Source organism: Pseudoalteromonas sp. QJM3NY_22, from assembly GCF_056173065.1.
The window spans coordinates 3,299,414-3,311,911 of the sequence record NZ_CM149655.1 but is presented as its reverse complement, the minus strand read 5'-3'; the positions used below and the strand labels follow the sequence as shown (position 1 = coordinate 3,311,911).

Sequence of the window (12,498 nt, the reverse complement as noted above, 5' to 3'; positions counted from 1 at the left end):
TTAAGCAAAGTATTTTTCTAAATCGTCTGAGCCGCCAATGTGTTTACCACCAATAAATATTTGTGGAACAGTATCACGACCAGATACAGCTTTAAGGCTTGTTAGTGATGCGCCTGCACCCATAACAATCTCTTCATAGGCGAAACCTTTTTCTGCAAGTAGCTCTTTCGCTTTTTTACAGAAAGGGCAGCCAGGTTTAGTAAAGATGCTTACTGGTTCTGGTTTAGCTTGCTTAGGGTTGATGTAGTCAAGCATTGTGTCTGCGTCAGATACTTCAAACGGGTCGCCTGGTAAATCTGGTTCGATGAACATTTTGTCAATTACACCATCTTTAACCAGCATAGAGTATCTCCAGCTGCGCTTACCAAAGCCTAGGTCATTTTTGTCTACTAACATGCCCATGCCGTCAGTAAATTCGCCGTTGCCATCTGGTAATAAAGTAATGTTTTGCGCTTCTTGATGTTCAGCCCATGCGTTCATTACAAAGGTGTCGTTTACTGATAAACATACAATTTCGTCAACGCCGTTTTGCTTAAGTACGCCTGCTAATTCGTTGTAACGCGGTAAGTGAGTTGATGAACATGTTGGTGTAAATGCACCTGGTAGTGAAAACACTACAACCGTTTTACCTTTAAAAATGTCATCTGTTGTTACTGATTTCCATTCGTTATTTTCACGAGTTGCAAATGTAACACTTGGGATTGTTTGACCTTCGATATTGTTCAACATAGTTTTTGTTCCTCTTGATTTGTTGATAGCCATTATGGTGAATAATTAAATATAGTTCCAATCGTTTGTTTGTATTAAACTGATAGCTATAAACTATCAGGTGGAGCTGAATATGAACTTAAAAGATTTCGAATATGTAAAAGCAATCGCGCACTATAAACATTTTCGTAAAGCTGCCGATGCCTGTTTTGTTAGCCAGCCTACATTAAGTGGGCAAGTAAAAAAACTTGAACAAGAGCTGGGCGTTGTTTTATTTGATCGTTCCACCAAGCAAGTTACTCTTACGAGTAAAGGCGCTCGTTTATTGACGCAAATAGAGCTGATTTTAGAGCAAACACAAATACTGAAAGAATTAGCCGCGACATCAAATGAACCGCTGCAAGGTAAATTAACCATTGGTATAATTCCTATCATTGCGCCTTATTTGCTGCCAACATTACTTACATCAATGAAAGAGGCTTTTGTAAATAGCCATTTTTCATTTATCGAAATGCAAACAGCGACCATTTTAGAGGCGCTAAATAGCGGTGAACTCGATTTTGCTATTTTGGCTGATGTACCAGAACTTAAAAACTTTCATGCTGTTAATTTATATAAAGAAGACTTTTTAGTGGCCGTTTCTCAAAACAACACATTATCTAAGCACAAAAAAGTGGCGTTAAGCGACCTTCAAGGATGTAGCCTCTTAATGTTAAGTGATGGCCATTGCTTTAAAGATCAAGCCCAACAGTTTTGTTTTTCTGCCGGTGTTGATGTTTCTAGCCAGTATCAGGGGAATAGTTTAGAAACATTATTAGCGCTGGTGGCTATCAATGATGGTGTTACCTTTGTACCAAAGCTTGCTTGCTCAGAGCGGGCGGGTATTGACTACATGCCTATATTTCCTAATCAGCAGCGTAATGTGGTATTTGCATGTCGAAAGCATTATCCGCATTTATCTGGTGTAGAACAATTGGGCGAGTGGTTGTCTGCTCACCCTAATTTAAAAGCTAAATTAACTAAAAAGGTTAATTAAAAATCTTGGCTGATTATTTCTACTACATCGTTTATTTGCACGCCTGGTAGCGGTTTGTCGTCAATACTTACCGCAATGGCACTTTGTTGATAAAGCTGTTCAACGCGAATGGTGTTAAGTGTGGTTACTTTATGCGGCATGATATTACCCGCTGCATCCGTTAAGTAATTATGATGTGCAATGCTGAGCAGTTGGCCTTTTTGTAAACCGTGTGCTTTACCTAAATTTAAGACTATTTTGCTGTTTTCAATGTGCATTATTTTACCTTGCGTTGGTAAACACGCCATTGCAGCTTGTATGTCGTAACTTAAAGAGTGATTTATTTCACTTATACTTTGCCCAAAAGGTGATTGCCAAAATCTATCACTGTTTACATCAATTATGGCTGTTTTTTCGAATGGCCAAATTGCTTGGCTTTGATAGCTATTTTGCCAAAGTTGCTCGTACGTTGTGCCATCAAACAATGTTAATTCTATTTGGTAGCTACGCTGGTAGCTTTCATCTTGCCAAAACGCATATTCACTATTGAGTTTATTACTGGTCGATAGGTTTGTTATTTGGCTTAATAAAACATATTGAGCGTTACTACGAGTTGCAATTTCTTCTAACTGGGCAGTGGAGTAATCATGTTGTTGAGTAAAATATTTATCAACTTTGATAGCGTTTTTGTAATAGGCAACAGGTATTGCACTCATTTTTGATTTTTGCAGCGCCGAAAAAATATTTTTGCTAACCGCTTTATCTATGTCAAAAATTTGACCCGTTTTTGCTTGCTCGCGATGATTAAGCTGGCTTTGGGTTACAGCTAAAAATTTATTAAAGGTGTTTTGCGGGCATTGTTCTGTTTGAGCGAAAATGTCTAAGCGCAGTGTGATTGCAAATTTATCGTCGTATTTATTTTCGCTTATAAGCTCAATTTTTTGAATTTCACCGTGACTGCTAATTTTAAGTTGATCTTGCATTAACACGCCATCTACCAAGGTTTGCACTGAGCTTACTCTTGCGCCTGAAAATACTAAAGCTTGGGTTATTGCGTCTTTTACAGCAGCAGATTTGGCTGCGCTCATATCCCCATTTTGAACAAGTGCGTGCCCAGTCGATTCATACCACTGCGCTTTTGTAAAAGGTGAAAACGTTAATAAAGCAGTTGCGCTTAATCCTACAAATACTGATGATAGAAACGATTTCATACACTTACTCCAATTAAACTTTAGCTAGTAGTGTGTTTAGAGCAAGGACTGTACCAACGTTGTTTTTAATACTATAAATGGCATTAAACGTGCATATAGTTGCTTAATTAGTTTATTAGGACGATGTACAATGCGAGCAATATCATTATCTATCACACTGGGGTGCTTAGCACTAAGTGGTTGCAGTAGCGTGTTTGATAAACATGTTGAATATAAATATGTAGCGCCAAATAATTACCCTATTATAAAAGCGATTGGCTATGCGCCTATCAGCTTGCAAAAGGGCGCTAACCGTTCGCAAAAGCAACTAATGGCTATTAAAGCGTCAAAGCTGGAGGCTTATCGAGAATTAACAGAACAAGTTTACGGGCAAAAAATTACCGCCGGAACTAGTGTTGCAGGCTCAATAGCGCAAGATGACTATTTACAAAGTAAAGTGCAGGGGATTATAAAAGGGGCGCAAGTAATTAAAACGTATGCTGTAGATGATACTTATGTAACTGAACTTGAATTAAATATGAAACGTGTTCACGATTTATATATAGGTGAAGTTAAGCCTCGAGAAGTAAAGAAGGTAACGTATTACTAAATTTATTTAATTAGGGATGATGACTTTTTATTATACCCAATCAATTTAGGCTTTTAGGTTACGTACAAGTTGGCTGTTGGTGTTTACTTCGCTACCGGCTTGATCGTATGTCATTGAAGAAGGAGCACCAATTAAAATCTCTTTCAATTGTTTAACGCTCAATTGTGCTTGGTGTGCAGCATGTGCATTTACATCATTTTGTTTTTTACATTTTTCAAGCTTGCTACGTACAACTGAAATTAAATCAGGAACTTCATCTGACTGTTCGTCGTTATTAGCAATGAGTTTATTTAATTGTTTATCAAGAGAATTTAACTTAGTTAAAAAAGGCATTTTTTGTTGAGCAATTTCTTTCAAACCTTCGCCACGTCGAGACGCAATCACGGTCAACTCATCATTTAATAAGGTGGCTAATGAATCTAAGCATTTTCCTTGCTCGTTCAGCTTGACGATAATTAAACTATTATGATCAGCCATATACGTCAAACTCGAAACTAGCTAAGTTTTTAGCTAACTTTTCATTGTCAATTTGGTACTTACCTTCAGTAATTGCTTTTTTGAGTTCTGAAACTTTATCACTGTCGAAACCAGATGATTGCTGCGCTTTTTCTTGCAACGTTTTTAATTGCTTCGCTTGCGGCGTTAGACTTACTGAGTCACTGGCCGCCTTAGGTGAAGCCGACTGAGTTGCTTGCGTATTAGCATTATCTCTTTGTAAATCAACTTTTTGTTGCTTAGTATTAGCTAAAGCAGCAGTTTGTTGATTACCTGAATTAATTTGACTGACCATAATAATAAACCTGTATATTACCCAACTTATACCAACATATCGGCATCTACGTAGAATACTTTAGCATAATTTTGAATTAAATGTTTACCTGCACTGACTCTACACCATCTACTCGCGCATTTAAAACTTTACCTGTTTTTTTATTTTTAACGCGTATTTGTTCTCCAATTGTTCCGTCCTCCAATGCAACTCCTGTTGTCTTTATTTTCAACCCTCTAAGGTTGGCTAAAATGTTTACAGAATCACCTTTGCACACCATACATATTTGGTTAAGTAATATAGGCATCCCGCTTCTTATATTGCGTTTGCTCCTACTTCCAATAAGTATTTTTGGGTTATCTAAATACTGCATTCTGACAAAATGTGTTGGTTTCATTTCAATACTTAAGTGAGAACTTGTTATTACTTCACCTCGCACTAAATTTGCGTTAGCGATCACAACAGGTGCCATTTCAACTATTCTTACATGCACGTACTGAGACCAATTCTGAGTATCGTTACATTTTATTTGTAATGTAACTTGTCGATTAAATGGCGGCTCATTTGGGATTAGTAACTCGAGCGCATTTTGACAGGTTCGATCAGGAATACGACTATCAAGTGGTAAAGCACTTAATTGTATTTTAGTATTTTCTGTAGAACCAATCTGATCGGCGACATAACTTATTGCGATTTCTTGTAATAAATCTTTATTAAAGACTTTTGCGTGCAGGGGTAAAGCGAAGCTGAGGCTAGCAACAAAATAAAAAACACTGTATCTTCTGACTTTTTTTAACAAACTCATAATGTTTCGACTATGCTTATGGTTTCAAACAGGGTATAAATATTTTGCGTCAAAAAGAAGACGCTCCCGTGATGTTATGTAAGCTTTATAAATAGAAAGCAATTATCATTCCGTATTATTTGTTTTCTTTAGGAGATTTGAATGGCAGGCATTTTAGACTCAGTAAACCAGCGCACCCAGTTGGTTGGGCAGAACCGCCTAGAATTACTATTATTTAAGCTCAGGGGTCGGCAGCGTTTTGGTATAAACGTATTTAAGGTGAGGGAAGTATTACAATGCCCTCCACTAACAAGTATGCCAAAGTCAAACGCCTATATTCGTGGTGTTGCACATATTCGTGGCCAGACTATTTCGGTGATAGATCTTTCTATGGCCGTGGGTGGGCGACCAATAGAAAACATAACAGACAGTTTTATTATCATTGCTGAATATAACCGCTCAGTGCAAGGTTTTTTAGTGGGTGGGGTAGAGCGTATTGTTAATATGAATTGGGAAAAAATAATGCCGCCTCCATCAGGTGCTGGCCGATATTCATATTTAACCGCTGTAACCGAAATCGAAAATGAACTGGTCGAAATATTAGACGTAGAAAAGATTCTTAACGAAATTTGCCCTGTAAACACAGAAGTAAGTGCTGATGTAGCAGCTAGCGGCGATATTCAAAAAGACTTGGGTGAGCGAATTGTGTTTATTGCTGATGATTCAGCTGTTGCGCGTAACCAAGTTAAACGTGCGCTAGAGCCACTTGGTGTTCAAACTGAGTTAGCTAAAAATGGTAAAGAAGCTTTAATAAGGTTAAAAGAAATAGCTGAACTAGATTGTAAAGACAATATTACCGAACGCGTCGCTTTACTTATATCTGATGTTGAAATGCCTGAAATGGATGGCTATACGTTAACGGCAGAAATTAAAGCAGATCCTAAACTTGCCCCTTTACATGTTATTTTACATACTTCATTGAGTGGTGTTTTTAATCAGGCGATGATTGAAAAAGTAGGAGCTGATGACTTTATTGCAAAATTTAACCCAGATGAACTAGCAACTGCTGTGAAAAAATGGGTTCATTGTGATTAATACAAATAGGTGTTACTAATTTGAATAATAAAGATTTGCAGCAAAGTGAATACGATCAGTTTCGTTCGTTTTTGGAGCAGCAATGCGGGATCGTTTTAGGTGAAAATAAACAATATTTGGTGAAAAGCCGACTTGCGCCGTTAATGACTCGATTTAATGTAGAATCTTTATCAGAGCTGGTTAGCAAAACGCTGGGTCCTCATGAGCGACAGCTTCGTGCTGCGGTTGTAGACGCAATGACTACGAATGAAACGTTGTGGTTTAGAGATCAATACCCGTTTGAATTGCTTCAAAATAAGCTTTTCCCGGAATTTAAGGAGCTAAGAAGACCACTAAAAATTTGGTCTGCAGCGAGTTCTTCTGGTCAAGAACCATACTCTATTTCAATGTCTGTTGCTGAATTTCAAACAAAGCAGCCTAATGTGTTACGGATGGGGGCGCAAATTATTGGCACCGATATCTCTAATACGATGCTTGATATGTGTAAAAATGGTGAATACGATGCATTGGCTTTAGCAAGAGGTCTTTCTGTGGAGCGCCGTAAAAAGTTTTTTAAAGATAGCGGTAATGGTATGGCTCAATTAAATGATTCGATAAAAAAGCAAGTTAGCTTTAGGCATTTAAATTTACTTGATTCTTATGCACTTATGGGCAAGTTCGATATTATATTTTGTCGAAATGTACTTATATATTTTGCCCCAGAAGTAAAAGCTAAAATTATTAGTCAATTTGCTCAAGCGCTGAATCCTAAAGGTTACTTATTTTTGGGTGCATCAGAGTCAATGACAGGCTTAAGCAGTGAATTTGACATGGTACGATGCAACCCTGGCATTATTTATCAAAAAAAGCTGTAATAGTAACTCCTTCCCTATATAAATGACGCGCCTAGCGTCATTTTTCTTTTTAATACATAGCCTTATATAAATAATCACCACTCTAGTATTAATGGCGTATTTTTTGCTTTATTCAAGGTAAGTCAATTTTTTGGAGATGGTTATGGCTATCAGTTTTGATAAGGCATTAGGTGTGCATCCGCAGGCTATGTTGATCCGTTCACAACGAGCAGAAGTAATTGCAACTAATATTGCGAATGCTGATACGCCGGGCTACAAAGCAAAAGATATTGATTTTGCCTCTGCATTAAAAGCGGCAAGATCACACCAGCAAAGCGGCAATACAATGGTACGAACTAACGATAAACACATCAGTGGTGGTACTCGTAGTATGGGTGATTCAGAATTATTTCGCTTACCAAATCAAGCGGATACGGGTGATGGTAACTCGGTTGATATACAAGTGGAACGAAACTTGTATACACAGAATGCTATGGAGTATCAGGCCAGCTTGCAATTTTTAAGCAGCAGATTTAAAGGTCTGAATAAAGCACTCGGTAGTCAAGGATAAAAATTATGAGTTTATATAATGTATTTGATATTGCAGGTTCAGGTATGAGCGCACAAAATGTACGCTTAAATACCACCGCAAGTAATATTTCTAATGCGAATACGATTAGTTCTTCTCAAGACAAAACATACCGAGCGCGACAACCTGTATTTGCTGCTGAACTTACCAAAGCTTCAGCATCGGCAAGTAATCAACAGGGCTCCGCCGTTGGCGTTAAAGTTTTAGGCATTGTTGAAAGCAGTGCTCCATTACAGATTGAGTATAATCCAAATCACCCGAGTGCGGATGAAAATGGCTATATTTATAAACCCAACGTTAATGTTGTTGAGGAGATGGCTAATATGATTTCTGCCTCTCGCTCTTATGAAACAAACGTGCAAGTTGCAGATGCAGCTAAGCAAATGTTAAGTAAAACACTGCTGTTAGGTCAGCGCTAACCGAGGGTAGGTTATGAGTAACGATATTAGTCCATCTTCATCTTCTTATATAGAATCTGTTCGCTGGCAAGAGAAGCAAGTTGAAACTAGTGAAGATAATGGTCAGTTAACTCAGGATGATTTTTTCACATTATTGACCAAAGAATTATCTAATCAAGATCCAACTAAACCAACGGATAATGACCAGATGATTTCACAAATGACACAGTTTTCAATGTCACAAGGGATTACTGATTTAAATGACAATTTTGGATCATTGGCCGCGACAATGACATCAAATTCTGCGTTACAGGCAACATCTTTAGTTGGAAAGCAAGCATTGTTAGAGTCAGATACGATCGATTTGAGTGATACAGGTATAGCAAAAGGTTCTGCATTTTCAGAAAAGCCAATTGATAATGTGAGTATAACCATTACAGATTCTTCTGGGCAAACAGTCCGTCAAATTGATTTAGGCTCACAGAAAGCTGGTGCTGTTCGTTTTGAATGGGATGGTAAAGATGAAAATGGTACACCTCTTCCTCCTGGCGAATATAACGTTAAGGCCGAAGGAAGCGTTGATGGTGACTGGGAAGCGTTACCTGTTGCAACATTTAAGAACATTGAAAGCGTTAATATTAATGGCTCGAATGGTATTGTTATTAATACTAGTGAAGGTCCAGTTAAGCTAAGTGACGTAGCAGAGATTACTTAGTTTTCCCCCTTTTTTAAATTAACTAAAGAAAAGATAGTAGGTGAATTATGAGCTTTAATATTTCATTAACTGGCCTTGCAGCCGCTCAAAAAGATTTAGATGTAACTTCAAATAATATTGCTAATGTAAATACGACAGGCTTTAAAGAGTCTCGTGCTGAGTTTGCAGATGTGTATGCAAACTCAGTATTTAGTTCTGGTAAAACTCAAACAGGTAATGGTGCACAAACAACGATGGTTGCGCAGCAGTTCCACCAAGGATCATTAAAATTTACTGAAAATTCGTTAGATTTAGCGATCAAAGGAGAAGGTTATTTTGCAACAACGCAAGAACTAGGTTCACAGGATGTTACTTATACCCGTGCTGGTGCATTTAAGTTAAATAAAGATAACTTTGTTGTTGATGCTCAAGGTAATTATTTACAAAGTTTCCCTGTAGATGCTGCAACTGGTGATACGACTTCTGTGAGTTTAAGTACATCGACACCATTACAGATTCCAGATTCATCGGGTTCACCTCGTGCAACATCAAATGTTTATACTTCATTTAATGTCGATTCTCGAGAAGATGTTGTGACTGCTCCCTTTGATGCCACTGATAAAGCAACGTATAGTTCATCTACCTCCACAACCGTTTATGACTCGTTAGGTGAACCTCATGTAATGCAGCTTTTCTTTGTTAAATCAGCTGAGAATGAATGGCAAGTACATGGGACATTAGATCAAGTTCCGTTCGATGCCTCTGGTAATGCGACTGCTACGCCAAGCCCATTAAGTACGTTTGGTTTTGACGCAAGTGGCTTCCCCTCTACAACAAACGGCACTGCAAATACAACAAATACATTTGAAGATGCAGTACTAGATGGTGGCAACCTTTCTGGTTTACTCAGTAATGGAGCTCAATTTTCATCTAATGTAGCAATTAATTGGCGAGATGAGGCTAACACATCAAATAAAGTACCTACACAGTACGCAAGCCGCTTTGAAGTAAAAGCGCTTCAGCAGGATGGTGCAACTGTTGGTCGTTTATCAGGGATAGAGATTGGGAATGATGGTAAAGTTGTAGCATCATACAGTAATGGCGATCAATCATTCCTAGGTCAAGTGGCAATGGTACGCTTTCCTAATTCCCAAGGTTTGCAGCAGGTAGGTAATACAGGCTGGAAGAAAAGCTTAACATCAGGAGAGCCAATAGCAGGGGAACCAGGTACAGGAACTCTTGGTACTATTAGTTCATCATCATTAGAACAATCAAATGTAAATTTGACAAATGAGCTTGTTGACTTAATTAGCGCACAACGTAACTTCCAAGCAAATTCACGTGCACTTGAGATAAGTTCATCACTCCAACAAAACATTTTACAGATTCGATAATTATAGTTATGAAGTGAGACAAATAATTCTACAGTTAGGCTACCTCATAGCGGTAGCCTTTTTATTTTCTACTTATACCTAAAAATAGAAAATATGAATCACATTTTGGCGTTAATCTTGCATTATTCGTATATGTAATTTGAACGAGAGTCGATGCTATGGACAAAATGGTCTACATTGCAGCTTCAGGCGCAAAACAAAGTTTACAAGGACTTGCTCTAAAAGCCAATAATTTGGCGAATGCAAATACAATAGGCTTTAAGTCAGATTTTGCACAAGCCCGTTCTATGCAAGCATTTGGCGAAGGGTTACCAACTCGTGTATTTTCGATGCAAGAACGTCCGGGTTCTAACATGATGTCGGGTGGTATAGTTGAAACAGGCAGAGATTTAGATATCACAATGAGCGATAACGCATGGCTGAGTGTGCAAGATGCATCAGGTAATGAAGCTTACACTAAAGTAGGTACGCTCAATATTACGGCAGAAGGTATGCTGGTAACAAGTCATGGCCGCCAAGTTATTGGCGAAGGTGGTCCAATTATACTGCCTGTACCGATTGAAAAAATTGGATTTAGCCAAGATGGTGCTATTCAGGTTCGTCCGCAAGGCGCACCAGCGAATTTTTTAGAAGAAGTTGATCGTTTAAAAGTAGTTGAAGCAAATAACTCACAACTTGAAAAAGGCAATGATGGCTTATTTAGACCCAAACCAAATCAAGTTGTTGATACTTCCGCTAATGTAAAAGTATTGAGTGGAACCTTAGAAATGTCGAATGTGAACCCAGTTCATGAAATGGTCGATATGATAAGCCATCAGCGCCAATTTGAATTGCAAGTAAAACTAATGAAAACAGCTGAAGATATTGATAAAACTCAAGATCAGCTGATGCGAATAGTTTAACTTTAAAATGAGGACACTATTATGAATCCTGCATTGTGGATCAGTAAGACAGGGCTTGATGCTCAGCAAAGAGATATAGCCGTTATTTCTAATAATTTAGCAAATGCCAGTACGGTAGGTTATAAAAAAAGCCGTGCTATTTTTGAAGATTTACTTTATCAAAATATTAATCAACCTGGTGGCCGTTCATCCCAAGATACTGAAATGCCGTCTGGTTTAATGTTAGGTGCAGGTACAAAAGTTGTGGCGAATCAAAAAAACTTTTCGCAAGGCAATATGCTAACGACTGAAAACTCACTTGACTGGATGATCGATGGTCCTGGTTTTTTTGAAGTTTTACAACCTGATGGAAATATTGCTTACTCACGTAATGGTCAGTTTACTACTGATGGTGACGGACGAGTCGTAACATCAGGTTCAGGTTACGTTGTTCAACCACAGATGAACGTACCTGATGATGCGAGTTCAATTACCATATCACAAGATGGTGAAGTATCTGTGAAAATAAAAGGACAGGCTGAGAATGTGGTTATTGGTCAGTTAACGATTAGTGATTTTATTAATCCATCAGGCCTTGAGCCGATTGGGCAAAACCTTTACACCGAAACTGCAGTAAGTGGTGCACCAGTACAAGGTAATCCTGGTATAGAAGGGCTTGGTAGTATTGTTCAAGGGTCACTTGAAACATCAAATGTGAACGTGACAGAAGAATTAGTAAATCTTATCGAAACTCAGCGAGTTTATGAAATGAATTCAAAAGTAATTTCAGCCGTCAACGAAATGATGAGTTATATCAATCAGCAACTATAAGGTTTAGGGGCAGAATATGCGTAATATTATGTTATTTGCGGCAGGCACTCTATTTTTAAGTGGGTGTGTATCAACACAAAATAGTGAAATAGTGCAAGACGATCCTTACTATGCGCCAATGTACCCAGAACCAAATATAGAACCTGTTGTAGTAACTGGCTCTTTATTTAACACGAATGTGTCGAACGATTTATACGCGGATAGAAAAGCTCTGCGGACTGGCGATATTATTACGGTTAAATTGCAAGAATCTACCCAAGCTACAAAAGCGGCAAAAACAGAAACAGATAAGCAATCTGACACGAGCCTTGACCCTGTAATTGGTTTTGGAGGACTTCCGGTTAATATCGGTGGCGACAGTATTCAATTTGGAATTGGCAGTGATTCATCATTTTCTGGTGACTCTAAATCAAATCAATCAAATAGTTTGTTCGGTAATATATCGGTTAACGTGATGCGTGTTTTACCAAACGGTAACTTAGTTATTCGAGGTGAAAAATGGCTAACTCTTAATACCGGCGAAGAGTTTATTCGTTTAGAAGGGTTGGTGCGCCCGCAAGATGTTGGCTCAGATAATACGGTTGAGTCAAATCGAATAGCCAATGCACGGATTCAATATTCAGGTAAAGGGCAAACCCAAGAGGCACAAAGTGCTGGTTGGTTGACGCGTTTTTTTAGTAGCTCGCTCTTTCCTTTTTAGAGGACAT

16 protein-coding genes are annotated in these 12,498 nt (G+C 38.2%); 11 read left to right on the top strand and 5 right to left on the bottom strand.

All coding sequences use genetic code 11. From position 1 onward, the window contains the following. The gene (locus AC0VZ4_RS15225; protein WP_007378719.1) at positions 1-729 is read right to left on the bottom strand and encodes a glutathione peroxidase; all 729 of its coding nucleotides are present in this window, start codon (positions 727-729) and stop codon (positions 1-3) included. Positions 730-841: 112 nt separating this feature from the next. Here AC0VZ4_RS15225 and AC0VZ4_RS15220 point away from each other — a divergent pair, with 112 nt between their 5' ends. Further along, a complete protein-coding gene (locus AC0VZ4_RS15220) occupies positions 842-1,744 on the top strand; it encodes a LysR substrate-binding domain-containing protein (protein WP_475440073.1) in 903 nt (300 codons plus the stop codon). Here AC0VZ4_RS15220 and AC0VZ4_RS15215 read toward each other — a convergent pair. Then, on the bottom strand, positions 1,741-2,934 hold the full coding sequence (locus AC0VZ4_RS15215) for a flagellar assembly protein FlgT (protein ID WP_475440072.1): 1,194 nt from the start codon (positions 2,932-2,934) through the stop codon (positions 1,741-1,743). The genes AC0VZ4_RS15220 and AC0VZ4_RS15215 overlap by 4 nt on opposite strands. Positions 2,935-3,064: 130 nt before the next feature. Here AC0VZ4_RS15215 and AC0VZ4_RS15210 point away from each other — a divergent pair, with 130 nt between their 5' ends. Then, positions 3,065-3,523: an LPP20 family lipoprotein gene (locus tag AC0VZ4_RS15210; protein ID WP_033032085.1), complete on the top strand. Its 459-nt coding sequence runs from the start codon at positions 3,065-3,067 to the stop codon at positions 3,521-3,523. Positions 3,524-3,568: 45 nt separating this feature from the next. Here the strand turns inward: AC0VZ4_RS15210 and flgN are convergent, their stop codons facing one another. The 3 genes from flgN to flgA form a co-directional block, all read right to left on the bottom strand. Beyond that, a complete protein-coding gene (gene flgN / locus AC0VZ4_RS15205; protein WP_475440071.1) occupies positions 3,569-4,000 on the bottom strand; it encodes a flagellar export chaperone FlgN in 432 nt (143 codons plus the stop codon). After that, the gene (gene flgM, locus AC0VZ4_RS15200) at positions 3,993-4,313 is read right to left on the bottom strand and encodes a flagellar biosynthesis anti-sigma factor FlgM (protein ID WP_475440070.1); all 321 of its coding nucleotides are present in this window, start codon (positions 4,311-4,313) and stop codon (positions 3,993-3,995) included. The genes flgN and flgM overlap by 8 nt, the downstream gene beginning before the upstream one ends. A 76-nt stretch (positions 4,314-4,389) precedes the next feature. After that, positions 4,390-5,097, bottom strand: a complete 708-nt coding sequence (gene flgA / locus AC0VZ4_RS15195) for a flagellar basal body P-ring formation chaperone FlgA (protein ID WP_475440069.1) — start codon at positions 5,095-5,097, stop codon at positions 4,390-4,392. A gap of 141 nt (positions 5,098-5,238) precedes the next feature. Here flgA and AC0VZ4_RS15190 point away from each other — a divergent pair, with 141 nt between their 5' ends. The 9 genes from AC0VZ4_RS15190 to flgH all read left to right on the top strand — a co-directional run bounded on the left by AC0VZ4_RS15190 (position 5,239) and on the right by flgH (position 12,491). After that, positions 5,239-6,171 (top strand): chemotaxis protein, encoded by a 933-nt coding sequence (locus AC0VZ4_RS15190; RefSeq protein ID WP_007378712.1) that lies wholly within the window; start codon positions 5,239-5,241, stop codon positions 6,169-6,171. A 20-nt stretch (positions 6,172-6,191) separates the two neighbouring features. Further along, positions 6,192-7,025, top strand: a complete 834-nt coding sequence (locus AC0VZ4_RS15185; protein WP_475440068.1) for a CheR family methyltransferase — start codon at positions 6,192-6,194, stop codon at positions 7,023-7,025. A gap of 142 nt (positions 7,026-7,167) precedes the next feature. Continuing rightward, entirely contained in the window at positions 7,168-7,575 is a 408-nt protein-coding gene (gene flgB, locus AC0VZ4_RS15180) for a flagellar basal body rod protein FlgB (RefSeq protein WP_475440067.1), read from the top strand. Positions 7,576-7,580: 5 nt separating this feature from the next. Continuing rightward, the gene (gene flgC, locus AC0VZ4_RS15175; protein ID WP_007378709.1) at positions 7,581-8,012 is read left to right on the top strand and encodes a flagellar basal body rod protein FlgC; all 432 of its coding nucleotides are present in this window, start codon (positions 7,581-7,583) and stop codon (positions 8,010-8,012) included. 13 nt (positions 8,013-8,025) lie between these two features. Continuing rightward, complete coding sequence (locus AC0VZ4_RS15170) at positions 8,026-8,706, top strand: flagellar hook assembly protein FlgD (RefSeq protein WP_475440066.1); 681 nt, start codon at positions 8,026-8,028, stop codon at positions 8,704-8,706. 47 nt (positions 8,707-8,753) lie between these two features. Next, a complete protein-coding gene (flgE, locus tag AC0VZ4_RS15165) occupies positions 8,754-10,079 on the top strand; it encodes a flagellar hook protein FlgE (protein ID WP_475440065.1) in 1,326 nt (441 codons plus the stop codon). 158 nt (positions 10,080-10,237) lie between these two features. Next, on the top strand, positions 10,238-10,981 hold the full coding sequence (locus AC0VZ4_RS15160) for a flagellar basal body rod protein FlgF (protein ID WP_475440064.1): 744 nt from the start codon (positions 10,238-10,240) through the stop codon (positions 10,979-10,981). Positions 10,982-11,002: 21 nt separating this feature from the next. Further along, a complete protein-coding gene (gene flgG, locus AC0VZ4_RS15155; protein ID WP_475440063.1) occupies positions 11,003-11,791 on the top strand; it encodes a flagellar basal-body rod protein FlgG in 789 nt (262 codons plus the stop codon). A gap of 16 nt (positions 11,792-11,807) precedes the next feature. Next, entirely contained in the window at positions 11,808-12,491 is a 684-nt protein-coding gene (flgH, locus tag AC0VZ4_RS15150; RefSeq protein WP_475440062.1) for a flagellar basal body L-ring protein FlgH, read from the top strand. Positions 12,492-12,498 lie beyond the last annotated feature (7 nt).